The following is a 26394-nucleotide window of genomic DNA, read 5'->3' on the forward strand; positions in this document are numbered from 1 at the left end:
GGGGACCCTGTGGGAGAGTAGGACACCGCCGAACAAATTGTGGGGAAAGCCCCGGACCAGGTACTGGTCCGGGGCTTTTCTGCGTTCCAGGGCCCATGGGTGACGACCCCTGTGTATACCCCGAATCCGCCTGAGGGTAAGGTCATGGGGCATCGTTGGTACGTTCGGCACAGGAGGCCCCCGGGTGGAGGTCCAGGAGACCCGTGTTCAGACCGACCGGGTACTCACCATCCCCAACATCCTCAGCATGGCTCGCCTGCTTGGCGTACCGCTGTTCCTGTGGCTGATCCTGCTGCCCGAGTTCGGCGGCCCGAAGGCCGACGGCTGGGCACTGCTGGTGCTGGCGCTGAGCGGGGTCACTGACTATCTGGACGGGAAGCTGGCCCGGCGCTGGAACCAGATCAGCAGCCTGGGACGGATCCTCGACCCTGCCGCCGACCGGCTTTACATCCTTTCCACCCTGGTGGGCCTGACCTGGCGCGAGATCCTGCCACTGTGGCTGACCCTGGCTCTTTTGGCACGGGAGTTGATGCTCCTGGTGATGGTGGGAATCCTCCGCCGGCACGGCTATCCGCCTCCCCAGGTGAACTTCCTGGGGAAGGCCGCTACCTTCAACTTGATGTATGCGTTCCCGCTCCTGCTGCTCAGTGACGGAAACACGTGGCTTGCGTCACTTGCCGAAGTCTTCGGATGGGCGTTCGCAGGATGGGGTACAACTCTGTATTGGTGGGCAGGGATCCTCTACGTGGTTCAGGTCCGCCGACTCGTCAAGGCTGATGCCGTGGCTGATTGAGCCGTATGCACAGAGCTGTGCAGAGTCCGCCGGTCCGACGTGACATCGAGAAGGACCTGCCCGGACGGGTGAAGTCGGCTGGACCGTCGTCTCTTCAAGGAGGACGCTTCCGACATGAAGGCCGTCGTGATGGCTGGCGGCGAAGGTACGCGACTTCGCCCCATGACCTCGAGCATGCCCAAGCCACTCCTGCCGGTGGCCAATAGGCCGATCATGGAGCATGTGCTGCGCTTGCTGAAGCGGCATGGGCTCAATGAGACGGTCGTAACCGTCCAGTTCCTGGCCTCCCTCGTCAAGAACTATTTCGGTGACGGCGAAGAGCTGGGAATGGAGCTCACCTATGCCAACGAGGAGAAGCCACTCGGCACCGCGGGGAGCGTGAAGAATGCCGAAGAGGCGCTGAAGGACGACGCGTTTCTCGTCATCTCCGGGGACGCTCTCACCGACTTCGACCTGACCGATCTCATCTCGTTCCACAAGGAAAAGGGCGCACTGGTCACGGTGTGCCTGACCCGGGTGCCGAATCCTCTCGAATTCGGCATCACCATCGTGGACGAACACGGGCAGGTCGAGCGGTTCCTCGAAAAGCCGACCTGGGGCCAGGTCTTCTCGGACACCGTGAACACCGGCATCTACGTGATGGAGCCCGAGGTCTTCGACTATGTCGAGGCCGATGTGCCGGTGGACTGGTCCGGTGATGTCTTCCCGCAGCTCATGAAGGAAGGCAAGCCGATCTACGGCTACATCGCCGAGGGCTACTGGGAGGACGTGGGCACCCACGAGAGCTATGTGAAAGCCCAGGCGGACGTCCTCGAAGGCAAGGTCGACGTCGAGCTCGACGGCTTCGAGATCTCGCCCGGCGTATGGGTGGCCGAAGGTGCCGAGGTCCATCCGGACGCCGTACTGCGCGGGCCGCTCTACATCGGGGACTACGCAAAAGTCGAAGCCGATGTCGAGATTCGCGAGCACACCGTCGTCGGGTCGAACGTGGTCGTGAAGAGCGGCGCGTTTCTGCACCGTGCCGTCATCCACGACAACGTGTACATCGGGCAGCACAGCAATCTGCGCGGCTGCGTGATCGGTAAGAACACCGACATCATGCGAGCCGCACGGATCGAGGACGGCGCCGTCATCGGCGACGAGTGCCTGATCGGCGAGGAATCGATCGTCCAGGGCAATGTGCGCGTCTACCCGTTCAAGACCATCGAGGCCGGCGCCTTCGTCAACACATCGGTGATCTGGGAGTCGCGCGGCCAGGCGCATCTCTTCGGGGCCCGGGGCGTTTCCGGGATCATCAACGTCGAGATCACGCCCGAGCTGGCCGTGCGCCTCGCGGGGGCGTACGCCACCACGCTCAAGAAGGGCGCCACCGTCACCACGGCACGTGACCACTCGCGAGGTGCGCGGGCGCTCAAACGGGCCGTGATCTCCGCGCTGCAGACCAGCGCCATCGACGTGCGCGACCTGGAGAACGTGCCGCTGCCCGTCGCCCGTCAGCAGACCGGCCGCGGAAGCGCCGGCGGCATCATGATCCGTACGTCGCCCGGTGTGCCGGACTCCGTCGACATCATGTTCTTCGACGAGCGCGGAGCCGACCTGTCGCAGGCCGGACAGCGGAAGCTGGATCGCGTCTATGCGCGTCAGGAGTACCGGCGGGCGTTCCCGGGCGAGATCGGTGACCTGTACTTCCCCGCCAGCGTCTACGACTCGTACACGGGTTCGTTGTTGCGCAACGTCGACACGACGGGGATCGCCGAGGCGGGACTCAAGGTCGTCGTCGACGCGTCGAACGGCAGCGCCGGGCTCGTTCTGCCGAGCCTGCTCGGCAAGCTCGGCGTGGACGCGCTGACGATCAATCCCGGGCTCGACGAGTCCCGCCCCACCGAGACGGTCGATCAGCGCCGGTCCGGTCTGGTGCGGCTCGGTGAGATCGTGGCGTCCGCACGGGCCGCGTTCGGCGTGCGCTTCGACACCGTCGGTGAACGGCTGTCACTCGTCGACGAGCGGGGGCGCATCATCGAGGACGACAGGGCACTGCTCGTCCTGCTCGACCTCGTGGCCGCCGAGCGTCGCAGTGGACGGGTCGCCCTGCCGGTGACGACGACACGGATCGCCGAGCAGGTCGCCGCGTACCACGGCACACAGGTGGAGTGGACGACCACCTCGCCCGACGACCTGACCCGGGTCGGCCGGGAGGAATCCACCATCTTCGGCGGAGACGGCCGTGGCGGGTTCATCGTGCCCGAGTTCAGCAGCGTCTTCGACGGGACGGCGGCGTTCGTGCGGCTCATCGGGCTGGTGGCCCGCACCCAGCTCACGCTGAGCCAGATCGACGCGCGGATTCCGCGGGCGCATGTGCTGCGCCGGGACATGGCGACGCCATGGGCGGTGAAGGGCCTCGTGATGCGCAGGGTGGTCGAGGCAGCGGGAGACCGCTCCGTCGACACGACGGACGGCGTGCGCGTCGTCGAGGCGGACGGCCGGTGGGTGATGGTGCTGCCCGCCCCGGCCGAGGCCGTCACCCATCTGTGGGCCGAGGGTCCGGACGACGCGTCCGCCCAGGCGCTCCTCGACGAGTGGTCGGCTGTGGTGGACAGCGCAGGTCAGTGAGCAGGTCGGTGACCTGACAGCGGTGCGCCGGAGGACGGGTGGGCCCGTCCTCCGGCGTAGTGGTGGGGCCATTCGGCGGTAGCGCTTGCGGCGTGCGACGATGTGCGGCATGCCGCAGCAGCCCCCCGTCCGGAGCACCGCCTCACCGCCGCCGCGCCCGGATGCGTCCATGTCGCTGCTGAACAATGTCATGGACCACAGCCTCGACGACGGTTACGCGGAGGCCGCGGCCCGCAGGCAGGCCGAGGGAGGGCCGCTGCCGAAGACGCTGCGGGCCCGGCTGTGGCTCGGGGCGGGACTGGTGCTGGCGGCACTCGTCGTGACGCTCGGTGCCGCGCAGGCGCGGATATCGGCACCCGTGGTGGCGAAGGAGCGCGAGGAGCTGATCGACCGCATCGACGCGGAGACGTCGGCGGCCGACGAGTTGGAGAAGAGCGTCGACCGTCTCCGTGACGAGGTCGGCGAACGGCAGCGCAAGGCCCTGGAGAAGCACGGCGGCAGCCAGGGCGACCTGGTCGCCCTGCTCTCCGGCGCCACCGAGGTGACCGGCCAGGGCGTCAAGCTCGTGGTCGACGACGCCAAGGACAGCGAGTCGGCCGGCGGCGGTCCGCGTGAGAACAGCGGCTTCTCCGACACGGGGCGGGTTCGCGACCGCGACATGCAGCGCGTCGTCAACGGGCTCTGGGAAGCGGGTGCGGAGGCCGTCTCGATCAACGGACAGCGGCTGACCGCGCTGTCCGCGATCCGTGCGGCCGGCGACGCCATACTCGTCGACAACAGACCGCTGGTGCCGCCCTACACGGTGCTCGCGGTGGGGGACGGGAAGAAGCTCAGCACCGGCTTCCAGGACGGTGCGGACGGCCAGTACCTCCATGCGCTGCAGGAGAACTTTGGCATCCGCACCAGCATCGCCGCCCAGGAAGAGGTGCGCCTGCCTGCCGCGCCGAGCCTGATCGTACGTACCGCAGAGCCGAGGACCGCCGGTGCCGCAGCGCGCACCGGGCAGGGCACGGCAGACACAGGGAAGGGCACATCGTGATCGCCGTACTGGGCCTCGTCGTGGGAGTCGTGGCGGGATTGTTGCTCCGCCCCGAAGTTCCGGCGGTGGTCGAGCCCTACCTGCCGATCGCCGTCGTCGCGGCCCTCGACGCGGTCTTCGGCGGACTGCGGGCCATGCTCGACGGGATCTTCGTCGACAAGGTCTTCGTCGTCTCGTTCCTGTCGAACGTCGTGGTCGCCGCGCTGATCGTCTTCCTCGGCGACAAGCTGGGCGTCGGAGCCCAGCTGTCCACGGGTGTGGTGGTCGTGCTCGGCATCCGGATCTTCTCCAACGCGGCAGCCATCCGCCGCCACGTGTTCCGGGCGTGAGGCCGATGAGCGACAACGACACGACTCCTCTGAAGCCGGTCGATCACCAGGCGCAGCCCCTGCCGAGCCAGTCCGCGGCTGCGGAGACCGCGGAGAGGGACGCCCCGAAGGCGCAGTCCCCGAAGGCACAGCCCCCGGCGACGCAGGCCGCGGGCACACCGGACGCGGAGACGCCCGACGCGCAGACGGCGGCCGCCGAGAGGGCGCCGTCCGCCGAAGGAGCGCAGCTGACAGGCCGGCAACGGCTGGTCGAAGGGCTCTGGCCGCCCCGCTTCTCCCGCGCCCAACTCATCGTCGCGCTCCTGCTGTTCGTCCTCGGTCTCGGTCTGGCGATCCAGGTCCGCTCCACGAGCGACAACAGCGCGTTGCGCGGCGCGCGTCAGGAAGATCTCGTGCGCATCCTCGATGAACTCGATGACCGCACCGCGCGTCTGGAAGATGAGAAGCAGCGTCTCGAAGATCAGCGCACAGAGCTGGAGACCAGCTCGGACCAGGCCGAAGAGGCGCGGAAGCAGACCCAGGAAAAGGAGCGCCAGCTGGGCATCCTTGCCGGTACGGTGGCGGCCGAGGGTCCCGGTATCACGCTGACCATCGACGACGGCGCGGGCGCCGTCGAGTCGGACATGCTGCTCGACGCGATCCAGGAGCTGCGCGCCGCGGGCGCCGAGGCGATCCAGGTCAATGGTGCCCGGGTCGTCGCGGACTCGTACTTCTCCGGCGGTGACGGCGACATCGAGGTGGACGGGAAGAAGATCACTGCCCCGTACCGGTTCAAGGTGATCGGCAAGCCCCAGGACCTCGAGCCGGCGCTCAACATTCCCGGGGGCGTGGTGCAGACCTTGGAGAAGGAGCAGGCCACCGTCACGGTGGCGCGGTCTCAGAAGATCGTCGTGGACGCCTTGCGACCTGTGGAACGGCCTGACTACGCTCGGTCGTCCTCCCGGTGAGGCGGGGGTGTGAGGGGGAGGCCGGACATGGACAAAGGGTTGCGGGGGGTCGGCGCATCGTAAGCATGCCGCGTGGTGGAAACTGTCCGGAGGGTACGGACGTTGTGAGGGTGTCCGGGTCGGCAAGTGTGTTCGTTCAGGGTTCCTGCCCCACGGGCGGGTCTATTTCGGTCAAGGGGAATCGCCCGTGAAGTTGTTCGGGAAGTTGTTCGGCAAGAGCGCACGCGATGACAGCGGCTCGGCCCGCCATCGCGCACCGCGCCATGGCCAGGAGGCGGAGCAGAGCGGCGAGCGCCCGCTCTTCCGGGACGAGGTCGCCGGGGGCGACATTCCCGGCGGTCAGGGCGCGTCTGCTGTTGACCCTGCCGGTCCCGGCCGCATAGGTTTCGGGGAACCGTCAACCTCAAGTGCGGGTGGAGGGTTTACGCCCGACCCGTATGCATCCCATGCCACCGCGGGGCAGCCGCGGCAGGAGGATCCGTCCATGCCGGTGTGTACGCGATGCGGCAATCGCAACGCCGAAACCAGCCGCTTCTGCTCCAACTGCGGCGCGCCGCTGCGGTCCGGAGCGCCTGCGGAGCGCGCTTCGGAGACGACCTCGACGATCTCCATCTCCGGGATCGAGGCCTATGAGGCGGAGGCCACAGGCCAGACGCCCATTCCCTCGCTCTCGCCCGAGGCCCAGGCGGCCGTCGAGGCGCTGCCGCTCGGCTCGGCGCTCCTCGTGGTGCGTCGCGGACCGAACTCGGGCAGCCGCTTCCTCCTGGACAGCGAGCTGACGACGGCGGGCCGTCACCCCCAGAGCGACATCTTCCTCGACGACTTCACGGTGTCCCGTCGCCATGTGGAGTTCCGCAGGGGAGCCGACGGCACGTTCACCGTCACGGATGTCGGCAGCCTCAACGGCACGTACGTCAACCGCGAGCCCATCGACTCGGTCGTCGTGGCGAACGGTGACGAAGTTCAGATCGGCAAGTACCGGCTGGTCTTCTACGCGAACCAGCGGGGCGTGTGACCCTCAGGGAAGTCCATGCTGCGAACTCCGACGGGCGGTGCCGGTCACGGCACCGCCGGTGGCAACCGGCTGGTCAGCATCGGCTCGGTGCTGACCCAGCTGCGTGACGAGTTTCCCGAGGTCACGATCTCCAAGATCCGGTTCCTGGAGGCCGAGGGGCTGGTCGAGCCGCAGCGCACCCCCTCGGGCTACCGCAAATTCAGCCCGGAGGACGTCGAGCGGCTCGCGCAGGTCCTCCGCATGCAGCGGGATCACTATCTTCCTCTGAAGGTCATCCGGGAGCATCTCGACGCCCTGGGGCGCGGTGAGGAGCCGTCGCTGCCGCCCCAGGGCGCGCCGGGGGACGCCGCCGCGGCAGGGGAGCTCCAGCCGGAGCGGCCCACCGCTGCCCGGGTCGGCCGGGCCGAGCTGCTCGCCGCCGCCGAGGTGACCGAGGCGGAGCTCGACGAATGGGAGTCCTACGGGCTCATCACTCCGGCGGCGGACGAGGGTTACGACGCCGAGTCCGTGACCGTGGCCAAACTGATCGCCGATCTGGGCAGATTCGGTCTGGAGCCGAGGCATCTGCGCGCGATGAAGGCGGCCGCGGACCGTGAGGCCGGGCTGGTCGAACAAGTGGTCGCCCCGCTGCGTCGGCATCGCAATCCGCAGACCAGAGCCCATGCCGAGGCGACCACGAAGGAGCTCGCGGCGCTCTCCGTACGGCTCCACGCGGCCCTGGTGCAGACGGCACTGGGTGTACGACTGCCCTGAGCATGCCCCGGGCTCGCAGCGAGCTCGGGGGAGCCCGACTACCCAAACCTGCCGAGCACGTCCTAGGGTTGCTGTGTGAACGAGCTCGACGTTGTGGGTGTCCGGGTGGAAATGCCCTCGAACCAGCCGATCGTGCTCCTGCGTGAAGTGGGAGGCGACCGCTACCTCCCCATCTGGATCGGACCGGGGGAGGCGACCGCGATCGCCTTCGCGCAGCAGGGCATGGCCCCCGCCAGGCCGCTGACCCACGACCTGTTCAAGGACGTGCTGGAAGCCGTCGGCCAGGAACTCACCGAGGTCCGGATCACGGATCTCCGTGAGGGGGTGTTCTACGCCGAGCTGGTCTTCGCCAGCGGGGTCGAGGTGAGCGCCCGGCCCTCCGATGCCATAGCGCTCGCGCTGCGCACCGGTACGCCGATCTACGGCAGTGACGGGGTCCTCGACGACGCGGGCATCGCGATCCCGGACGAGCAGGAGGACGAGGTGGAGAAGTTCCGCGAGTTCCTCGATCAGATCTCGCCCGAGGATTTCGGCTCCAGCAGCCAGTGACCAGGTACCCGCGACGTAAACCGGCGCACATGGGCAGATTCGAGCAGCCTTTCCCGGGAAATGGGAACGGGAAACCACTCTCAGGGTGATTATCACTCGGCGTGCCGAGTGTGGCGATCGTTGACGCACCCTTGGCGACTCCCTACCGTCGAGGAGGGCAGGTCAAGGACGGAGGTCGGCGTGAGAAGCAGCGGCGACGGTACGGCAGCGGGTCCCCTCGGACGCAGTCCGATGGAGGGCGTGCCGTATCCGCTTGACGGAAGCGCGACGGCCGAGCCGACGATCGAGACCATCGGCTACCGGGGGCCGACGGCGTGCGCGGCGGCGGGCATCACCTATCGGCAGCTCGACTACTGGGCTCGGACCGGTCTGGTCGAACCCAGCGTGCGGCCGGCGTACGGATCGGGCACCCAGCGGCTCTACAGCTTCCGGGACGTTGTCGTCCTCAAGATCGTGAAGCGCTTCCTGGACACGGGAGTCGCGCTGCAGAACATCCGGGCGGCGGTCCAGCACCTGAGGGCGCGCGGCTTCGAGGACCTGGAGCGCATGACGCTGATGAGCGACGGCGCGACGGTGTACGAGTGCTCGTCGCCCGACGAGGTCGTCGACCTGCTCCAAGGCGGGCAGGGCGTCTTCGGGATCGCCGTCGGTGTGGTGTGGCGGGATGTGGAGGCCGCGCTGTCGCAGCTGCACGGCGAGCGCATCGACACCGGAGAGACGCTGATCGGCCACGATCCGGGCGATGAGCTCGCGCGGCGCCGCCGTGAGCGGGCCGGCTGACCGCGTACCGACACCGGAGAGCGGCCGCGGGTCCGGCTCGCACGCTCGTGCGGCCGAATGTCAGTGCCGTAGGGCAGCATCAGAGCTGTGAGATCCGCGCCCACCATCCTGCATCTGGACATGGATGCGTTCTTCGCCGCCGCGGAGCAGGCGGCGAAGCCCAGCCTGCGCGGGAAGCCGGTCGTCGTCGGCGGCTTGGGTGTGCGCGGAGTGGTGGCCACCGCGTCGTACGAGGCGAGACGGTTCGGTGTGCACTCCGCGATGCCCATGGCGCAGGCGCGGCGTCTGTGTCCGAACGCCGCGTATCTGGTGCCGCGGTTCTCGCTCTACAGGTCGGTCAGCGACCAGGTGATGGAGCTGCTGGGCCGGCTGTCGCCCCTGGTCGAGCCGCTGAGCCTGGACGAGGCCTTCGTGGACCTGGAGGCGGGCGGCACGGCCCATGACGCGCACTCGGCGCGTGAGGCCGGTGAGCGGCTGCGCAGGGACATTCTCGAGGCCACGCGGCTGACCGGTTCTGTGGGCCTGGCCGGATCGAAGATGCTCGCGAAGATCGGCTCGGAGCAGGCCAAGCCCGACGGGCTGGTGCTGATAGAGCCGGGAACCGAGCGGGAGCTGCTCGGCCCGATGCCGGTCCGGACCCTGCCCGGGGTGGGCCCGGCGACCGGTGAGCATCTGCGGCGGGCGGGCATGACCACGGTCGCCGAGCTGGCGGAGGCCGGCGAGGACGAGCTGGTACGGCTCCTGGGGAAGGCGCACGGGGCCGCGATCCACCGGATGGCGATGGGATACGACGACCGGCCCGTGGTCGCCGAGCGGGACGCCAAATCGGTGTCGGTCGAGGACACGTTCGACGTTGATCTGCACGACCGTGTGCGGATCAGGACGGAGGTCGAGCGTCTCGCGGACCGCTGTGTGCGACGGTTGCGCGGGTCCGGTCACTCAGGGCGGACGATCGTGCTGAAGGTGCGGCGGTTCGACTTCTCGACCCTGACGCGGTCGGAGACGCTGCGCGGGCCCACCGACGACCCCGCGGTCGTGCGGGAGGCCGCGGCCCGGCTGCTGGAGGCGGTGGACACGACGGGCGGAGTCCGGCTGCTGGGCGTGGGGGTGAGCGGGCTCGCCGACTACACGCAGGAGGATCTGTTTGCTCAGGCCGCCGCGGGGGAGAGCCGGGAGGACGAGGCGGACACAGGTCCGGTGCGGGAGCCGGCCGGCGAGGAACCGCAGGAGCACCAGGAGACGCCGGCCCCGGCCGAACGTCGCTGGTCCGCGGGCCAGGACGTGCGGCACGCGGAGCACGGTGCGGGATGGGTCCAGGGCAGTGGGCTGGGACGCGTCACCGTCCGCTTCGAGGAGCCGTGGTCCGTGCTGCCGGGGCGGGTGCGGACGTTCGCCGTGGACGACGCCGATCTGGAGCCCTCGGAACCGCTGCCACTGGTGCGGCAGCCGCCGGATCAGTCGTCGTGCCCGGCAAGTCGGCCGAAGTCGCGGTCGCCCGCCGGTCCCGTGGCGGGGCCGGGCTTCCCGGCGGCGTCGTCGGAGGCCGAGGGAGGGGGGGTCGGCTTCTCCGGCGGAGCGGGCAGGTCCAGACCGTAGTGGTGGTACAGCTGCAGTTCCTGATCGGGGGAGAGATGCCGGCCGACACCAAAGTCGGGTGCGTCCTTGATCAGGGCGCGCTCGAAGGGTATGTGCAGGCCGTCCCCCTCCAGCTCGCTGGGCTCCAGCGGAACGAACGCGTCCCGGCTGAACAGCCCGGTGCGTACCGCAGCCCACTCGGGAACCCCCGTCGCGTCGTCCAGATACACCTCGTCCACGGTCCCGATCTTGGCGCCGTTGCGGTCGAAGGCCTTGCGGCCGATCAGGCTGCGCGGATCGATTTCGGTCTGCACGGTCCCTCCAACAGGTCGCAACGGATTACTGAATACTACGAAAGTGCACATCTGGGGCGTCGGCCACTCGACGGTCCCGGACGAGACGTCGCTGGTACGCTGGCAGCGGCTGCTGACCCCGTGCGGGAGAGCGCACCGGTGAAAGCCGGAGCCGCCGAAGGAGCAAATCCTCCCCGGAATCTCTCAGGCCCCTGTACCGCACGGACGAGGTCACTCTGGAAAGCAGGGCGGGCGTCGGACGGCATCCGCTCTCACCGACGGTGAAAGCCGGACCGCCCCCGGGGCGATCCGGTGAAGCTCTCAGGTTGAGATGACAGAGGGGGAGGCCGTCCGGGCACCCGCGCCGTGGTGCCCCTCGAAGGTCGTAACGACCAGGAGGCCTCCGCAATGACCGCCAACCGCATTCCGCTCTCCCAGCTGGAGCGAGGCACCCCCTTCGAGCAGCGCCACATCGGGCCCGACATCGAGGCCCAGGCGAAGATGCTCGCGCAGGTCGGCTACGGCTCGCTGGACGAGCTGACCGCCGCCGCCGTACCGGACGTGATCAAGAACGCGGAGGCCCTGGGGCTCCCCGAGGCCCGCACCGAGGCCGAGGTCCTCGCCGAGCTGCGCATCCTCGCCGACCGCAACAAGGTCCTCGCCCCGATGATCGGCCTCGGCTACTACGGCACGTTCACGCCGCCGGTCATCCTGCGGAACGTCATGGAGAACCCCGCCTGGTACACGGCGTACACGCCGTACCAGCCGGAGATCTCCCAGGGCCGCCTCGAAGCCCTGCTCAACTTCCAGACGATGGTCGCCGATCTGACCGGGCTGCCCACCTCCGGCGCCTCCCTGCTCGACGAGGGCACCGCGGCCGCCGAGGCCATGTCCCTGTCCCGCCGGGTCGGCAAGGTCAAGAACGGCGTCTTCCTGGTCGACGCCGACGCCCTGCCGCAGACCATCGCCGTGATCGAGACCCGCGCCGAGCCGACCGGCGTCGAGGTCGTCGTCGCCGATCTCAGCGACGGCATCCCCGCCGGGATCGCCGAACGCGGCGTCTTCGGCGTGCTGCTCCAGTACCCGGGTGCCTCCGGCGCCGTGCGCGACATCAAGCCGGTCATCGACCAGGCCCATGAGCTCGGCGCGATCGTCACCGTCGCCGCCGACCTGCTCGCGCTGACGCTGCTCACCTCGCCCGGCGCGCTCGGTGCGGACATCGCCGTCGGCACCACGCAGCGCTTCGGTGTCCCCATGGGCTTCGGCGGTCCGCACGCCGGCTACATGGCGGTCCAGGACAAGCACGCCCGCAGTCTCCCCGGCCGCCTCGTCGGCGTCTCCGTCGACGCCGACGGCAACCGGGCCTACCGTCTCGCCCTGCAGACCCGTGAGCAGCACATCCGCCGCGAGAAGGCCACCAGCAACATCTGCACCGCGCAGGTGCTGCTCGCCGTGATGGCCGGCATGTACGCGGTCTACCACGGTCCCGAGGGCCTGAAGGCGATCGCGCGCCGCACCCACCGCTACGCCACGATCCTCGCCGAAGGTCTGCGCGCCGGGGGCGTCGAGCCGGTTCACGGCGCCTACTTCGACACGCTGACCGTCCGGGTTCCCGGCACGGCCGCCGGCATCGTCGAGGCCGCCCGTGAGAGCGGTGTCAACCTGCATCTCGTGGACGCCGACCATGTCTCGATCTCCTGCGACGAGACCACCCTGCGCGCCCAGCTGACCGCCGTCTGGTCCGCCTTCGGCGTCGACGGCGACATCGAGGCGCTCGACGCCACGGCCGCCGACACCCTCCCGGCCGCGCTGCTGCGCAACGATGACATCCTCACCCACCCGGTCTTCCACGCGCACCGCTCCGAGACCGCGATGCTCCGCTACCTGCGCAAGCTCGCCGACCGCGACTACGCGCTGGACCGCGGCATGATCCCGCTCGGCTCCTGCACCATGAAGCTGAACGCGACGACCGAGATGGAGCCGGTCACCTGGCCCGAGTTCGGCCAGATCCACCCCTTCGCTCCCGTCGGGCAGGCCCAGGGCTATCTGACCCTGATCCGTGAGCTGGAGGAGCGTCTCGCCGAGGTCACCGGCTACGACAAGGTGTCCATCCAGCCGAACGCCGGATCGCAGGGCGAGCTCGCGGGTCTGCTCGCGGTGCGCGCCTACCACCGCGCCAACGGGGACGAGCAGCGCACCGTCTGCCTCATCCCGTCCTCCGCGCACGGCACCAACGCCGCCAGCGCCGTCATGGCCGGCATGAAGGTCGTCGTCGTGAAGACCGCGGACGACGGCGAGATCGACATCGCGGACCTGCGCGCCAAGATCGAGCAGTACCGTGACGAGCTGTCCGTCCTCATGATCACGTACCCGTCCACGCACGGCGTGTTCGAGGAGCACGTCGCGGACATCTGCGCCCAGGTCCACGAGGCCGGCGGCCAGGTGTACGTCGACGGCGCCAACCTCAACGCGCTGGTGGGGCTCGCCAAGCCGGGCAAGTTCGGCGGCGACGTCTCGCACCTCAACCTGCACAAGACGTTCTGCATCCCGCACGGTGGCGGCGGCCCCGGCGTCGGCCCGGTCGGCGTTCGCGAGCACCTCGCCCCGTACCTGCCGAACCACCCGCTCCAGCCCACCGCGGGCCCGGAGACCGGAGTCGGTCCGATCTCGGCCGCCCCGTGGGGCTCCGCCGGCATCCTGCCGATCTCCTGGGCGTACGTCCGGCTGATGGGCGGCGAAGGCCTCACGCGCGCCACCCAGGTCGCGGTGCTCGCGGCGAACTACATCGCCAAGCGCCTGGAGCCGCACTACCCGGTGCTCTACACCGGCCCGGCCGGGCTCGTCGCGCACGAGTGCATCGTGGACCTGCGGCCGCTGTCGAAGGCGACCGGCGTCAGCGTCGACGACATCGCCAAGCGCCTGATCGACTACGGCTTCCACGCGCCGACGATGTCGTTCCCGGTGGCCGGCACACTGATGATCGAGCCCACCGAGAGCGAGGACCTGACCGAGATCGACCGGTTCTGCGATGCGATGATCGCGATCCGCGCCGAGATCGAGAAGGTCGCCTCGGGTGAGTGGCCCGCCGAGGACAACCCGCTGCGCGGCGCGCCGCACACCGCTGCCGCGCTCGGCGGCGAGTGGGACCACGCGTACAGCCGTGAGGAGGCCGTCTTCCCGGCCGGCGTCCAGCCCTCGGACAAGTACTGGCCGCCGGTGCGCCGCATCGACGGCGCCTTCGGCGACCGCAACCTGGTCTGCTCCTGCCCGCCGCTGGACGAGTACGACGGCTGAGGCACCCGCCGGGTCACCCCCGGACACACGTCAGGGCCGGTTCGGAGTTCTCCGAGCCGGCCCTTTCGTCCGTACTGACTCAGGCGGCCGTGACCACGCGCAGCGGCCGGTGCGGGGCGATGATCCGACCGTCCGGAAGCAGCTCACCCGTGTCCTCGAAGAGCAGGACGCCGTTGCACAGCAGGCTCCAGCCCTGCTCCGGATGGTGTGCCACGAGGCGCGCGGCCTCCCGGTCGGCGGAGGCGGCGGTCGGGCATGGTGGCTCGTGCTGGCACATGGGTGGGTTCTTTCGCTGCGATGTGGTGAGTGTCCTGCGGCTCGGTGCGGTGCTCATTGCCGCCCCCCGTATCTGTCGTCCGGTCCCAGTGTTGCCCCACGGGAGTCAATCCGCAGGTATTTCACGGCAGCTCGTCCTACCACTTAATGACGTGTCACCCGCGCGGACGGTTCAGCTCAACTGCACCGTCCCTTCGGGTGGTTCCAGGTAGCCGGAGCGGGCTAGTCCGGACGGGGCATGGTCATGCCCCGTGACCTGGGGTCACGGGGCATGCACACCCTGCTCCGGCGGTCAGGCGGGCGAGCCGAGCAGCGGCGCGGGGGTGACGCGCAGCGTCAGCACCGGCAGCAGATCGGCGACCCGGTGCGCCCGGTGCGCGGCGATGCCGGGCGGCGCGGGGGCCAGGGGCACCAGCAGGTCGGCGGGCGCGGGCCTGCCCTTGGCCGCGTCGGCCTCGCAGTCTCCGTGCAGCCACAGGGTCAGCATGTACAGCTCCGGTACGGAGAGCAGACGTGGCTGATAGCTCCCGGGAAGGGCCTCCGCCTGTTGGAGTGCTCGCTCGGTCGACGCGATGTACGGGCCTTCGAAGAAGTGCGAGAAGGCCCAGCCGTCCGGGGTCAGCATCGTGTCCGCGGCGGCGATGGCACGTTCACCGCCGCGGATCAGGAAGCGCCAGCCCGCCAGCCGGGTGCGTGGCCTGCGATTGCCGTGCGGAACCACCTGGTCCAGCACATGGACGGGGAGCGGGAGTTCGGCACTCACCGCTCCCTGGACGGAACGGAGGGCGGGGGTGCGGGCCTCGCGGACTGCGGCGGGGGAACCGAGTGCCGCGAGGACGCTGCGCAAAGCGGGTGCGGGAGCCGGAGGAACGTGCAGCGGCATGGTGGGTCGCCTCTCACTCAAGAGACAGGGTGATGCGAAGGGAGGTGCGGACGGCACTGTCAGCGTGGGCCGGAGGGGGCCGAAATTCCATGGCCGGGCGCCAACTCTCCGGTCCGTACGCAGAGTTTATACGACGCGTGTTCACTCAACGTTTCAGCTACCTGTCTCCGGCATTGCAGTCAAGGCCGAATCCGGCCTTTGCCACGGGGAGTTCCTCAAGATTCTCTGCGAACGCACCGCCATCACCTGGGCTGTTACCCCACAGGCGGACGGCCGAATCTCGTCGGAGTTTTTCACCACTCACCGGAAAGTGGAAACTGCGTACTGCGCCATGCCGACGGAATGTGCCGCACGAATGCAGGTTCGCGCGGGCGGTCCGCCGTCGCGCGCGAGGCGTTATGGATCACCGGGTCTGGGCATTATCGTCCGTGACATCAGCGGCTGGGCCAGGGGCTGCCCACTCGAGGAGGGACGCTTCGATGGGGGAGAAGGTCGTGGCAGGCGGGTTCGACCTGTCCGATCGGCAACGGTACCGGAGGAAGCTCCAGCAGTGTCTGGCGGGACTGGGGAGGCTCCTGGCGGAGAAGAGGTTCGATCGTCCCAAGAATCTGATGGGGCTGGAGATAGAGCTGAATCTCGCGGGCCCCGACGGGCTGCCGAGGATGATGAATGCTCAGGTGCTCGACCGCATTGCCAGTCGTGATTTCCAGACCGAGCTCGGAATGTTCAACCTGGAGGTCAACATAGCTCCCCACCGGCTGGGCGGCCGTGTCCTCGACCGGCTGGCGGAGGAGCTCCGCACCGGTCTTGGATATGCCCACCGCAAAGCCGCGGAGGTCGACGCCGGGATCGTGATGATCGGAATACTGCCGACCCTCTCCAGCAATGACCTGGTCTCCGCGAATCTCTCGGAGGTCGACCGCTACGCCCTGCTGAACGATCAGATCGTCGCGGCCCGCGGTGAGGACTTCGTCCTCGACATCGACGGGGTGGAGCGCCTCAGCTGCACCTCGACCTCCATCGCGCCCGAGGCGGCCTGTACGTCGGTGCAGTTGCACCTCCAGGTGACACCCGGCCGGTTCGCCCAGGTCTGGAACGCCGCGCAGGCCATCGCGGCGGTGCAGATCGCCGTCGGCGCCAACTCTCCGTTCCTGTTCGGCAGGGAGCTGTGGCGCGAGTCCCGGCCGCCGCTGTTCCAGCAGGCCACCGACACCCGGCCGCCCGAGCTCCAGGCACAGGGGGTGCGCCCGAGGACCTGGTTCGGCGAACGCTGGGTCGACTCCGCGTACGAGCTCTTCGAGGAGAACCTGCGGTACTTCCCCGCGCTGCTGCCGATCTGCGACGACGAGGATCCGCTGCGCGTGCTCGACGACGGCGGCGTACCGAGGCTGCAGGAACTCGTCCTGCACAACGGCACCGTCTACCGCTGGAACCGGCCCGTGTACGGGCTCGCCGACGGGGTGCCGCATCTGCGGGTGGAGAACCGGGTCCTCCCGGCCGGGCCGACCGTCACCGACGTGGTGGCCAACGCGGCCTTCTACTACGGACTCGTGCGGGCGCTGGCGGAGGAATCACGACCGCTGTGGACCCGGATGCCCTTCGAGACCGCCGCCGCGAACTTCGAGACCGCGTGCCGTCACGGCATCGACGCCGAACTCCAGTGGCCCCGACCGGGCCGCGGCGGCGGCCTCACCCGCGTGCCCGCCGTCAAGCTGGTACGCGACGAGTTGCTGCCGCTCGCCGCTGCCGGGCTCGACGCGTGGAACGTCGAGCCGGCGGATCGGGACTTCTACCTCGGCGCCATCGAAGGACGGTGCCGGCGCAGGGTGAACGGGGCGTCGTGGCAGGTGGACGCCTTTCACCGGGCGCTGGAGTCGGGCCTGGACCGGGAGGCCGCGCTGGCCGCCGTCACCCGCCGCTACAGCGAACTGATGCATCTGGGCGAACCCGTGCACACCTGGCCGTCGGCGCCGGCGCGCTGACGCCCGTCCGGCTCGGCCCTGCCTTCGACCTCCGCGCCGCCGTCGGGCAAGCTGTGACGGCGGACGAGGCAACAGGAGGCGGTTGTGCAGGCGGAGGCGGGACACGTGTCCGGATGGCTCCCGGAGGGGGGCTTGTCGCGCAGGACCCTGCGGTCCGAGACCCTGCTGGTACTGGCGCTCTCCCTGGGCGCCAGTGCGCTCTCGTCGCTGATCAGCTTCATCGGGTCGCTGACGAGGCCGGGCGGCCTCAAGGACCAGGCGGCCACGCTCAACAGCTCGTACGCCCCGGGCCGGCCCTGGCTCGACCTCGCCTGGCAGCTGTTCGGGATCGCGACGGCCCTGGTACCGGTCGCGCTCGTCGCCCACCTGCTGTTGCGCGAGGGCGTCGGCGGGCTGAAGGCCATCGGGTTCGACCGGATCCGCCCATGGTCCGACCTGGGACGGGGCGCGCTGGTCGCCGCCGGGATCGGCAGCGCGGGACTGGCGTTCTATCTCGCGGTCAGGGCCGCCGGGGGCAACCTGACGGTGGTGCCCGAGGCGCTTCCCGAGGTGTGGTGGAAGTACCCGGTGCTGATCCTCTCCGCGGTGCAGAACTCCGTGGTGGAAGAAGTCATCGTCGTCGGGTATCTGCTGCGCCGGCTGGACCAGTTGGGCTGGAGCCCGATGGCGGCCCTCGCCGCCAGTTCGGTGCTGCGCGGCTCCTACCACCTCTACCAGGGGATCGGCGGCTTCGTCGGCAACATGGTGATGGGCGTGGTCTTCGTGCTCCTGTACCGGCGGTGGGGCCGGGTGGGCCCGCTCGTGGCCGCGCACGCTCTCCTCGACATCGTGGCCTTCGTCGGTTACGGGCTGCTGGCCGGCCATGTGAGCTGGCTGCCCACCGGGTGAGCCGGGAGGCGACCGGCGGGCTCGATTCCGCGGGCCGCACCCCGGTGACGGTGATTCAGGGACGGGGACGCACCGTGGCGTGAGGCGCCGGCTCTGACCCACGCGCCTCAGGGCTTGCTGAGCAGTTCACCGTCGACGACCGTCACCGCGCGTCCGGTGAGCAGGACGCGATCGCCCCGCAGCGTCGTCCTGACCAGGCCCGAGCGAGCGGAAGCCTGCAGTCCGGTCAGTTCCGGGCTGCCCAGGCGGGCCGACCAGAACGGGGCGAGCGCGGTGTGCGCACTGCCGGTGACCGGGTCCTCGTCGATGCCGACGTTCGGGAAGAAGCAGCGCGAGACGTAGTCGTAGCCGCTTTCGGGGTCCGAGGCCGCGGCAGTGACGATGATGCCGCGCTTCGAGTGGGCGGCCAGCGCCCGGATGTCGGGCGCCAGGCCGCGCACGGTCGCCTCGTCCGCCAGTTCCACCAGCAGGTCACCGATGTGCTCGGCGGTGTCCCGTACCGACAGCGGAGCCGCTCCCAGCGCTTCGGCGACACCGTCCGGAGCCTCCACCCGGGTCAGCGACGACGCCGGGAAGTCCAGGGTGATCGTGCCGTCGTCGTGCGCCGTCGCGGCGAGGATCCCGCAGCGCGCCGCGAAGCGCACCGTGCCGGTCGCGGCGCCCGTCTCGCGCAGGACGTGCGCCGTGGCGAGGGTGGCATGCCCGCACATGTCCACCTCGGTGGCCGGGGTGAACCAGCGCAGTGCCCAGTCCGCCCCGCCGTCGGCGGGCAGCCGGTGGGCGAACGCCGTCTCGGAGAGGTTCATCTCCGTCGCCACGCTCTGGAGCCAGCCGTCGTCGGGGAAGGCGTCGGTGTCGAGAAGCAGCACTCCGGCGGGGTTGCCCGCGAAGGGCCGGTCGGTGAACGCGTCGACGATTCGAATCCGCATGCCGCCGACCGTAGGGGGGCCGGGAAGCCGCAGGCCAAGGCCAATCTCGAGGCACTGGACCGATCGAGGGTTGCTGAGCGACCTGTTCCGATATATCGTTGAGCCATCGCGACAGATCAACGATGGAGGGGAGCGTAGCAATGCGTTCACATGGACACGGTCATGGATCCGGGCCGGGACAGGGCAACTGCGGACCCGGTCATCGCGGTCGAGGTGAAGGCGGCGGTGAGTACGAGGGGCGCCGAGCCGCCTTCGGCCCGTTCGGGCCGGGATTCGGCGGGCCCCCGTGGGCCGGCGGCGGCGGACGCGGCCGAGGCCGGGGAAGGGCTCGCCGCGGTGATGTGCGTGCCTCGATCCTGGCCCTGCTGAAGGACCGTCCGATGCACGGTTACGAGATGATCCAGGAGATCGGCGAGCGCAGCGGCGGCGCCTGGAAGCCCAGCCCGGGCTCGGTCTATCCCACACTCCAGCTGCTGGAGGACGAGGGGCTGATCGCCAGTGAGAGCGAGGGCGGCAAGAAGCTGTTCACGCTCACCGACACCGGGCGCGCCGAAGCCGAGTCGGTTCCGGACGCCCCGTGGGAGGAGGCCGGCCGGGGTATCGACTGGGATGCCATGAACGAGATACGGCAGGCGGGATTCGGGCTGATGGAGGCGTTCGGCCAGGTCTGGAAGACCGGCACGCCCGAGCAGCGCCAGAAGGCGATCTCGGTGATCAACGAGGCCCGCAAGAAGCTGTATCTGATCCTGGCCGACGAGCACTGATCGACGGGCATTGACCGACGAGTACGGTGCGCCGGTGCGCCGGCGCACCGGCGGCCGCCACGGCGAAGGGCCCCGCACCGAGCGGGGCTCTTCGCTCGTGTCCGGAGGAGGTCAGCCGACCAGTCCGCCCAGCTTGCGCAGGGACTCGTTCAGGGCGGCGGTCGCCGAATCCTTGAGCTTGCCCGCCATCAGTGAGACGGCCGCGCCCGTGAACTCCCCGTCGATCCGGACCGTGGTGGCGTCGCCTTCCGGGGTGAGTGTGTAGCGGTTGCCGACGAGGACGCCCATCGGCCCCTTGCCCTTGATGGCGAAGACCCGCTCCGGCTCCAGTTCCTCCACGGTCCAGTTCACCTCTGCGGGAAAGCCCATCAGCTTCATGTTCTCGGCGAACGTCGCACCGGCCTCGAGCGTCTCCGGGCCGCCCTGCGGGAAGCTGGTGTGGGTGGCGTTCCACTGGCCGTACGAAGCGAAGTCCGTCAGCTGGGCCCACACCTTTCCGGCGGGCGCCTCGATGCGTGCCTCCGCGCTGACCTCGGCCATACGACCACCCCTTCTTCATCGGGTTCCGGTGCCGATCCGGTTCCGGTGTCGCGGAACGTAGCCGTGTGACCTCGAACATTCAATACTGATGAAGTGTCAGATCTCGATGGGTCTCCTCCATAAGGAGGAGGTGGGGGCCCACGTGCCCAACTTCTGCGGGATGCCCAGATGCTCCCGCGTGGCGATGTTCCTGCCGTGCGGGACTGATGAGGTGGAAGCGTGCAATTCCCTGTCCCGCGGGTACCCCAGCAGCCCGTACCCACCCGCGCCGGGACCGACGCCGGACTCACCGAGGAACTGGCTTCGGCCGTCGCGGGTGCGCGTCGGCGCGCGCTGCGGGACGGCGACCGCCAGATCGACACGGCCCATCTGCTGCACTCGCTGATCGAGTCCGACCCGGAAGTGCGCATGGTCTTCGCCGGCGCCGGTCAGCTCGCGCGGGTGCTCGGCTATCTCGTGCAACGCAGCATCGGGTACGGGCTGCGGTGGCAGGCGAGGGTCGAGGACTCCGGGACGCTCCCCGTGGCCGGGGACCCCGAGCAGGCGGGCTGGTCACCGTCGGCGGCGGCCGCCATGGAGGACGCGCTGGCGCGGGCCGGGCGACGCGGGGTGACGCGTGCCGCCGGTCTCGATCTGCTCGCCGCCCTCGCCGCGGACCGTGACTGCCGGGCGGTCGATGTGCTGGAGCACGCGGGGGTCGACACCGCGCGGCTGGCGGGCCGCATCGGCGAGCTGTCTCAACAGGTGTAACGGATGTGACGCTCCTGACGCGGGCTGCCATGATGTGCCGATGCACGCGTCTCAGGGAAGGAGCGCCGGCCTGGGACTCGCCCTGGCCTCGGCGTTCGCATTCGGTGGTTCAGGTGTGGCGGCCAAGCCGCTCATCGAGGCGGGACTCGACCCGCTGCATGTGGTGTGGCTCCGGGTGGCAGGTGCGGCCCTCGTCATGCTTCCGCTCGCCTGGCGCCACCGCGACCTGCTGATACGCAAGCCGGCGCTGCTCGCCGGCTTCGGGCTGCTCGCCGTCGCCGGTGTCCAGGCCTGCTACTTCGCCGCGATCTCCCGTATCCCCGTCGGGGTCGCCCTGCTGATCGAGTACCTGGCTCCCGCACTGGTCCTCGCCTGGGTCCGCTTCGTCCAGCGCCGACCGGTCACCCGGGCCGCCGCGGCCGGTGTGGTCCTCGCCGTCGGCGGTCTCGCCTGCGTGGTCGAGGTCTGGTCGGGAGTGAGCTTCGACGTGATCGGACTGCTGCTGGCCCTGGGGGCGGCCTGCTGCCAGGTCGGCTACTTCGTCCTGTCCGACCAGGGCGGCAGCGGTGACGACGCCCCGGACCCGCTCGGCGTGATCGCGTACGGGCTGCTCATCGGCGCCCTGGTGCTGACCGCCGTCGCGCGACCGTGGGAGATGGACTGGGAGTTGCTCGGCGGCACCGCCGCGATGAGCGGGGCAGCGGTTCCGGCGGCTCTGCTGCTGGGCTGGATCGTGCTGATCGCCACGGTCGTCGCCTATGTGACCGGTGTCGTCTCCGTACGCAGGCTCTCACCGCAGGTGGCCGGGGTGGTCGCATGTCTGGAGGCGGTCATAGCGACCGTGCTGGCGTGGGTGCTCCTGGGCGAGCACCTCTCCGCGCCGCAGATCTTCGGGGGTGCGGTGGTCCTGGTGGGTGCCTTCATCGCCCAGTCCTCCACCCCCAAGGCGGCATCGGGGCCGGTGGCAGGCGGCCCCGGGCAGGTGCCGTCGGCGGCAGAGGGTGACTTGTCGGCCGGACGGGCCACGGCTTAGGGTGTCGATCATGCGTTTGACCGTACTTCCGCCGCCCGCCGCATAGCGCGGGCGGCTCTCCGCTGACGAAGACCGGATCCGGGGTGTCATGTCCCCCGGACGGTTCGTCGCTGCCCGCGTGCGGAGCCCAGCGGCCAACTGCCCTGTCTTCAACGGCCCGTCGTGGGGATGCCCCACACCCTCAGTGGGAGGGCCGCCGGGGAATGCCCCGGACACTCAGTGGAGTCTTCACGTGTCGAATCCTTCTTCGGCTGCCGCTTCCGGCCTGCCCGTCGGACGCAGCCTGATCTATCTCGTCGTGGCCGGTGTGGCCTGGGGGACGGCGGGGGCTGCCGCCTCGCTGGTCTTCGAGGTCAGTGATCTGGGCCCGCTCGCCCTGTCGTTCTGGCGCTGCCTCGGCGGAATGGTGCTGCTGGCGGGTGCGCTCGCGCTGCGCGAGCGCACCCCGGCGTCCTCGGCGTCCCCGGCCGAGCCACGCCGTCGCCGACTGCTGCGCATCCTCGGCACCGGCATCGGTCTGACCGTCTTTCAGAGCGCCTACTTCGCCGCGGTCGAACAGACCGGCCTCGCGGTCGGCACCGTCGTCACCCTGGGTGCGGGACCTGTCCTGATCGCCCTCGGTGCCAGGATCACGATGGGCGAGCGGCTCGGCGGTGGAGGGATCGCCGCGGTCCTCGGCGCGCTCACGGGCCTTGTCGTGCTGGTGCTCGGCGGTGAGGGCGGCACCGTGCGGCCGGCCGGCGTGGTGCTGGCGGTGCTGTCGGCCGCGGGCTATGCGGCCATCACCCTGCTCACCCGGTGGCTGGGACGGGACGGACGTGGTGCCGACGCGCTGTCCACGACCATGTGGACGTTCGTGGTCGGAGCGGTCGGGCTGCTGCCGCTCGCGCTCATGGAAGGGCTACTGCCGCACACCGCGGAACCGGCGCGGGTGCTGTGGCTGTTGGTGTACGTCGCCGCCGTGCCCACGGCGCTCGCGTACGCGCTGTACTTCGCGGGCGCGGCGGTCGTCCGGGCCGCGACGGTGTCGGTGATCATGCTGCTGGAGCCGGTCAGCGCGGCGGTACTCGCGGTGACCGCGCTGAACGAGCGGCTGACCGCCGCGACCGTGGCGGGAACGGTGGTGCTGCTCGCCGCGGTCGTCGGCCTGGCCTGGCAGGAGGCCCGGCTGGCGGCGAACCGGCGCAGAGCGGCGCACGCGCTGACCTGACCTGGCTCGACCTGATCCGATCTGCCCGACCTGGCTCAACAGCGGCGGGCGGGCCGGTGCGACCGCGCCGGCCCGCCCGCTCGTTCGCTCGTCCGTGTCCCGAACGCGCCCTACGGAGCCGAGAGGTACTCGGGCAGTGCCACCGACGGGTCCAGGTCGTCCGCGGGAACCGGGGTGCCGTGGCCGTGGACCAGCGGGACCACGCCCGTCCAGTACGGCAGGGACAGGTCCTCGGGATCGTCGCTCGGCCCGCCCGTGCGGACCTTCGCGGAGACCTCGTCCAGGTCGAGGCGGAGCACGGCCGTCGCGGCCAGCTCCTTGGCGTCGGCCGGTCGGGAGTCGCGCGAGCGGCCGGGCACCACATGGTCCACCAGGGCGTCGAGCGCCGAGCGCTTCTCCTCGGGGTCGGTCACCTGGCGGGCGGTTCCGTGGACCACGACGGAACGGTAGTTGATCGAGTGGTGGAAGGCGGAGCGTGCCAGAACCAGGCCGTCGACGTGGGTGACCGTCAGGCAGACGTCGAGTCCCGGGTCTGCCTGGCCGGCCATGCGCAGCGGCCGGGAGCCGGTCGAGCCGTGCACGTACAGCGTGTCGCCGACGCGCCCGTAGAGGGTGGGCAGCACGACCGGTGCCCCGTCGCGGACGAAGCCGAGATGGCAGACGTACGCCTCGTCGAGTATCGAGTGCACCAGCTCGCGGTCGTAGGAGGCGCGGTCGCGTGAACGCGTGGGGACGGTCCGTTCGGTCGTCCGGTAGGAGGGGTTCGCCTGCAGCGGGGCCATTGCTGATCTCCATTGCACTAGTGCATAATCTGTTTTGTGCTAGGAGAGTATCGAATCACGGGTCGTCGCGCATCGGAGATTGCCGCGAGCGTCGAACGCGGAATCGGGGCCGGGGACCTCGCCCCGGGTCAACTGCTGCCGCCCATGCGGGAGTTGGCGGGCGAGCTGGGTGTCAATCCGAACACCGTCGCGGCCGCGTACCGGACCCTGCGCGACCGTGGGGTGATCGAGACGTCCGGGCGCAGGGGCAGCCGGGTGCGGGAGCGGCCCGCCAGCACGGTCCGCGGCTCGCTGCGCATCGACGCCCCGCCGGGCGTACGGCAGATCTCCGAGGGCAACCCGGACACCGCTCTGCTGCCCCCGCTGCACCACGCCTTCGCGGCTGCGGCACGGCACCACGACGACCGGCCCGTGCTCTACGGGCAGGCGTCCGTGGACCCGGAGCTGGCGCGGCTCGCCCGCGCCGGGCTGGACGCGGACGGGGTGCCGGACGGTCCCATCGCCGTCACCTCCGGTGCGCTCGACGCCATCGAGCGGGTGCTCGGCGCCCATCTGAGGCCCGGTGACGCCGTCGCCGTCGAGGATCCCGGCTGGGGGAGCCTGCTGGACCTGGTCCCCGCCCTCGGACTGCGGCCCGTACCCGTCGCCCTCGACGACGACGGACCGCGCCCCGAGGAGGTGGACCGGGTGCTCGGCCACGGGGCCAGGGCCCTGATCGTCACCGACCGGGCGCAGAACCCCACCGGAGCCGTCATCGCCCGTGCGCGGGCGGGAGCGCTGCGCGACGTGCTCGCCCGGTATCCGCGGACACTGCTGATCGAGGACGACCACGGCCACGCGATCGTGGACCAGCCGCTGCACCCACTCGCCGGGGTCACGGACCACTGGGTGCTCGTACGCTCCGTGGCCAAGGCGTACGGACCGGATCTGCGGCTCGCCGTGCTCACCGGGGACGAGGTCACCGTCGACCGGGTCCAGGGTCGGCAGCGCCTCGGTCCGGGCTGGGTCAGCCGGCTCACCCAGCGGGCCGTGGTGGAGCTGTGGACGTCGGGCGCCGTCGACCCCGCGGCGGTCGCGCGTGCCTACGGCGAGCGGCGGGACGCGTTGCTGCGGGCGCTGGCCGGGCGAGGCGTCGAGGCGCGGGGCCGTAGCGGGATGAACGTGTGGGTGCACGTGGCGGACGAGACCGGAACGGTGGCACGCCTGCTGCACGCGGGATGGGCGGTCGCTCCCGGGGCGCGCTTCAGGATCTCCTCGCCGCAGGGCGTGCGTCTCACGGTGTCCGGCCTGACCGCGGACGACATCGGCCGGCTCGCCGAAGCGGTGGCCTCGGCGACCGGCCCGGTGCGCCCGCGCACCTACGGCTGACCGTCGGGGCGATCCGCCCGCACGGGACTCGTCCTCGCCCTCGGCCTGCTCTGGGTGAGCGCGGCGCCCGCAAGTACGACCAGGGCGCCGACCGGGGTGTTCCAGCCGAGCCGCTCGCCGAGCAGTGTCACGCCGGCCGCCGTGGCGATGACCGGGATGAAGTACGTGACCATCGTCGCGGTCGTGGGCCCGACCTCGGCGACCAGCCCGTACTGCAGGAGCATCGCGAAACCCGTCCCCAGCGCGCCGAGGGCGACCACGGCGAGCAGCGGAACGACCGGGAACGCACTCGGCAGCGTGGTGAACACCGGGGTCACCACCGCCAGTTGGAGCGTGGCGAGCAGCAGCTGGGCCCCGGTCAGCGACAGGTTCGAGTGAGAGGAGCCCGCGAGCGTACGGCGGACGTAGATCCAGCCGACCGGGTAGCTCAGCGAGGCGAGCAGCGCCAAGGCGGTGCCTCCGGCATCGAGCCCGGAGAAGCCCTGCCAGGCGCCCAGCACGGTGAGCACGCCGATGAACCCGATCCCGAGGCCGGCCACGCGGCGACGGGTGGGCCGGTCCTCGGACAGTGCCACGAGGGACAGCGCCATGCCCCAGAGCGGGGACGTGGCGTTGCAGATCCCGGCCAGGGTCGAGGGGATCGTCAGCTCGGCGTAGGCGAAGAGCGAGAACGGAAGCGCGTTGAGGAAGAAGGCGGCGACGGTGAGATGCGCCCAGGTGCGCGCGCCGCGCGGCAGCCGCTCGCGCTTGACCGCCATGGCCGCGGCGAGCACCGCCGTACCGAAGAGCAGCCGGCCGAGGGTCACCTGGAAGGGTGCGTAGCCCTCCGTTCCGACCTTGATGAGCAGAAAGCTGAAGCCCCAGATCAGGGCGAGCACGGCGAACCTGATGCGCCAGTCGAGGGCGGGGCGGCGGGTGGCCGGGGGCAGCGCTGTAGTGGGAGTGGAAGCAGGCGGGGAACCCGGGGTGGAAGTGGGCCTGGGCGACGGCGGCGTGACGGTGCTCATGTCGT

Annotated in this window: 24 protein-coding genes, 1 pseudogene and 1 riboswitch; of the genes and pseudogenes, 18 read left to right on the forward strand and 7 right to left on the reverse strand. The window is 70.2% G+C overall.

Annotated elements, in window-relative coordinates:
- Window positions 1-184: 184 nt before the first annotated feature.
- From ACIQMR_RS32325 to ACIQMR_RS32370, 10 genes are all read left to right on the forward strand, one after another.
- The gene (locus tag ACIQMR_RS32325) at window positions 185-793 is read left to right on the forward strand and encodes a CDP-alcohol phosphatidyltransferase family protein (protein ID WP_401394878.1); all 609 of its coding nucleotides are present in this window, start codon (window positions 185-187) and stop codon (window positions 791-793) included.
- 114 nt (window positions 794-907) lie between these two features.
- Window positions 908-3403 (forward strand): sugar phosphate nucleotidyltransferase, encoded by a 2496-nt coding sequence (locus ACIQMR_RS32330; protein ID WP_401394881.1) that lies wholly within the window; start codon window positions 908-910, stop codon window positions 3401-3403.
- Window positions 3404-3512: 109 nt separating this feature from the next.
- Window positions 3513-4442, forward strand: a complete 930-nt coding sequence (locus ACIQMR_RS32335; RefSeq protein ID WP_401394884.1) for a DUF881 domain-containing protein — start codon at window positions 3513-3515, stop codon at window positions 4440-4442.
- Window positions 4439-4771, forward strand: coding sequence for a small basic family protein (locus ACIQMR_RS32340; RefSeq protein ID WP_242332811.1), 333 nt, complete (start codon window positions 4439-4441; stop codon window positions 4769-4771). Before ACIQMR_RS32335 ends, ACIQMR_RS32340 begins: the two co-directional genes overlap by 4 nt.
- Before the next feature lie 5 nt (window positions 4772-4776).
- Window positions 4777-5718, forward strand: coding sequence for a DUF881 domain-containing protein (locus ACIQMR_RS32345; protein WP_401394887.1), 942 nt, complete (start codon window positions 4777-4779; stop codon window positions 5716-5718).
- A gap of 82 nt (window positions 5719-5800) precedes the next feature.
- On the forward strand, window positions 5801-6733 hold the full coding sequence (locus ACIQMR_RS32350) for an FHA domain-containing protein (protein ID WP_401395140.1): 933 nt from the start codon (window positions 5801-5803) through the stop codon (window positions 6731-6733).
- Window positions 6734-6748: 15 nt separating this feature from the next.
- On the forward strand, window positions 6749-7486 hold the full coding sequence (locus ACIQMR_RS32355) for a MerR family transcriptional regulator (protein WP_401394890.1): 738 nt from the start codon (window positions 6749-6751) through the stop codon (window positions 7484-7486).
- Window positions 7487-7561: 75 nt separating this feature from the next.
- Entirely contained in the window at window positions 7562-8035 is a 474-nt protein-coding gene (locus ACIQMR_RS32360; protein WP_026281837.1) for a bifunctional nuclease family protein, read from the forward strand.
- 231 nt (window positions 8036-8266) lie between these two features.
- The gene (locus ACIQMR_RS32365; protein ID WP_401395142.1) at window positions 8267-8815 is read left to right on the forward strand and encodes a MerR family transcriptional regulator; all 549 of its coding nucleotides are present in this window, start codon (window positions 8267-8269) and stop codon (window positions 8813-8815) included.
- Window positions 8816-8902: 87 nt separating this feature from the next.
- Window positions 8903-10411 (forward strand): DNA polymerase IV, encoded by a 1509-nt coding sequence (locus tag ACIQMR_RS32370; RefSeq protein WP_401394893.1) that lies wholly within the window; start codon window positions 8903-8905, stop codon window positions 10409-10411.
- A gap of 146 nt (window positions 10412-10557) precedes the next feature.
- On the opposite strand, the pseudogene ACIQMR_RS32375 reads toward ACIQMR_RS32370, so the two are convergent.
- Window positions 10558-10755, reverse strand: a pseudogene (locus tag ACIQMR_RS32375) (PRC-barrel domain-containing protein); the annotation flags it as partial.
- 62 nt (window positions 10756-10817) lie between these two features.
- Window positions 10818-10913, forward strand: a riboswitch (glycine riboswitch).
- A gap of 178 nt (window positions 10914-11091) precedes the next feature.
- On the opposite strand from ACIQMR_RS32375, the gene gcvP reads away from it, so the two are divergent.
- A complete protein-coding gene (gene gcvP, locus ACIQMR_RS32380) occupies window positions 11092-13977 on the forward strand; it encodes an aminomethyl-transferring glycine dehydrogenase (protein WP_401394896.1) in 2886 nt (961 codons plus the stop codon).
- Between the two features lie 79 nt (window positions 13978-14056).
- Here the strand turns inward: gcvP and ACIQMR_RS32385 are convergent, their stop codons facing one another.
- Window positions 14057-14254: a DUF5999 family protein gene (locus tag ACIQMR_RS32385; protein WP_401394898.1), complete on the reverse strand. Its 198-nt coding sequence runs from the start codon at window positions 14252-14254 to the stop codon at window positions 14057-14059.
- Between the two features lie 291 nt (window positions 14255-14545).
- Window positions 14546-15136, reverse strand: a complete 591-nt coding sequence (locus ACIQMR_RS32390; RefSeq protein ID WP_401394901.1) for a hypothetical protein — start codon at window positions 15134-15136, stop codon at window positions 14546-14548.
- A gap of 479 nt (window positions 15137-15615) precedes the next feature.
- Here ACIQMR_RS32390 and ACIQMR_RS32395 point away from each other — a divergent pair, with 479 nt between their 5' ends.
- Entirely contained in the window at window positions 15616-17118 is a 1503-nt protein-coding gene (locus ACIQMR_RS32395; protein ID WP_401394903.1) for a glutamate-cysteine ligase family protein, read from the forward strand.
- An 84-nt stretch (window positions 17119-17202) separates the two neighbouring features.
- Window positions 17203-18006 (forward strand): CPBP family intramembrane glutamic endopeptidase, encoded by an 804-nt coding sequence (locus ACIQMR_RS32400; RefSeq protein WP_401394906.1) that lies wholly within the window; start codon window positions 17203-17205, stop codon window positions 18004-18006.
- A 107-nt stretch (window positions 18007-18113) separates the two neighbouring features.
- Here ACIQMR_RS32400 and ACIQMR_RS32405 read toward each other — a convergent pair whose 3' ends face one another.
- Window positions 18114-18935 (reverse strand): PhzF family phenazine biosynthesis protein, encoded by an 822-nt coding sequence (locus tag ACIQMR_RS32405; protein WP_401394909.1) that lies wholly within the window; start codon window positions 18933-18935, stop codon window positions 18114-18116.
- A 140-nt stretch (window positions 18936-19075) separates the two neighbouring features.
- Here ACIQMR_RS32405 and ACIQMR_RS32410 point away from each other — a divergent pair, with 140 nt between their 5' ends.
- Window positions 19076-19699, forward strand: a complete 624-nt coding sequence (locus ACIQMR_RS32410; protein ID WP_401394911.1) for a PadR family transcriptional regulator — start codon at window positions 19076-19078, stop codon at window positions 19697-19699.
- 111 nt (window positions 19700-19810) lie between these two features.
- On the opposite strand, the gene ACIQMR_RS32415 is transcribed toward ACIQMR_RS32410, so the two are convergent.
- Window positions 19811-20239, reverse strand: coding sequence for an SRPBCC family protein (locus ACIQMR_RS32415; RefSeq protein WP_401394914.1), 429 nt, complete (start codon window positions 20237-20239; stop codon window positions 19811-19813).
- A gap of 219 nt (window positions 20240-20458) precedes the next feature.
- On the opposite strand from ACIQMR_RS32415, the gene ACIQMR_RS32420 reads away from it, so the two are divergent.
- The 3 genes from ACIQMR_RS32420 (at window position 20459) to ACIQMR_RS32430 (ending at window position 23232) form a co-directional block, all read left to right on the forward strand.
- Entirely contained in the window at window positions 20459-20989 is a 531-nt protein-coding gene (locus tag ACIQMR_RS32420) for a Clp protease N-terminal domain-containing protein (RefSeq protein ID WP_401394917.1), read from the forward strand.
- 40 nt (window positions 20990-21029) lie between these two features.
- Window positions 21030-22022, forward strand: coding sequence for an EamA family transporter (locus ACIQMR_RS32425; RefSeq protein WP_401394920.1), 993 nt, complete (start codon window positions 21030-21032; stop codon window positions 22020-22022).
- A gap of 232 nt (window positions 22023-22254) precedes the next feature.
- Window positions 22255-23232 (forward strand): DMT family transporter, encoded by a 978-nt coding sequence (locus ACIQMR_RS32430; protein WP_401394922.1) that lies wholly within the window; start codon window positions 22255-22257, stop codon window positions 23230-23232.
- 110 nt (window positions 23233-23342) lie between these two features.
- Here the strand turns inward: ACIQMR_RS32430 and ACIQMR_RS32435 are convergent, their stop codons facing one another.
- Complete coding sequence (locus ACIQMR_RS32435; RefSeq protein ID WP_401394925.1) at window positions 23343-24014, reverse strand: pyridoxamine 5'-phosphate oxidase family protein; 672 nt, start codon at window positions 24012-24014, stop codon at window positions 23343-23345.
- Between the two features lie 36 nt (window positions 24015-24050).
- On the opposite strand from ACIQMR_RS32435, the gene ACIQMR_RS32440 reads away from it, so the two are divergent.
- Window positions 24051-25382, forward strand: a complete 1332-nt coding sequence (locus ACIQMR_RS32440) for an aminotransferase class I/II-fold pyridoxal phosphate-dependent enzyme (RefSeq protein ID WP_401394928.1) — start codon at window positions 24051-24053, stop codon at window positions 25380-25382.
- Here ACIQMR_RS32440 and ACIQMR_RS32445 read toward each other — a convergent pair.
- The gene (locus tag ACIQMR_RS32445; protein WP_401394930.1) at window positions 25373-26389 is read right to left on the reverse strand and encodes a DMT family transporter; all 1017 of its coding nucleotides are present in this window, start codon (window positions 26387-26389) and stop codon (window positions 25373-25375) included. The genes ACIQMR_RS32440 and ACIQMR_RS32445 overlap by 10 nt on opposite strands.
- Between the last annotated feature and the right edge of the window lie 5 nt (window positions 26390-26394).

Origin of the sequence: Streptomyces sp. NPDC091376, assembly GCF_044757085.1 — a bacterium.
Classification (GTDB): Bacteria; Actinomycetota; Actinomycetes; order Streptomycetales; family Streptomycetaceae; genus Streptomyces; species Streptomyces pratisoli.